Here is a 448-nt window from a genome sequence, read left to right as displayed (position 1 = left end):
GATCAGCCTGTTATCCCCGGAGTACCTTTTATCCTTTGAGCGATGTCCCTTCCATACGGAAACACCGGATCACTATGCTCTAGTTTCCTACCTGATCGACTTGTCAGTCTCCCAGTCAAGCACCCTTCTGCCATTACACTCTTGGGCCGGTTACCGATCGGCCTGAGGGTACCTTTAGAAGCCTCCGTTACGCTTTTGGAGGCGACCACCCCAGTCAAACTACCCACCAAGCAATGTCCTCAATCCATGAGTTAGAACTCAAACAAACGAAGGGTCGTATTTCAACAGCGGCTCCACGAACACTGGCGTGCCCGATTCAATGCCTCCGACCTATCCTACACATCGCGTGCCCAAATTCAATGCTAAGCTATAGTAAAGGTTCACGGGGTCTTTTCGTCCCATCGCGGGTAATCGGCATCTTCACCGATACTACAATTTCACTGGGCTC

1 rRNA gene is annotated in these 448 nt (G+C 51.1%); it reads right to left on the bottom strand.

Annotated features, from left to right (window positions below):
- Nucleotides 1–448: ribosomal RNA gene (locus tag I6E24_RS16705) — 23S ribosomal RNA — on the bottom strand; the annotation flags it as partial.

Source organism: Bacteroides caecigallinarum (assembly GCF_021530995.1).
GTDB classification, from domain to species: domain Bacteria; phylum Bacteroidota; class Bacteroidia; order Bacteroidales; family Bacteroidaceae; genus Phocaeicola; species Phocaeicola faecigallinarum.
Note: the sequence above shows the minus strand (reverse complement) of the source record. Positions and strands in the feature narration are given on the sequence as shown.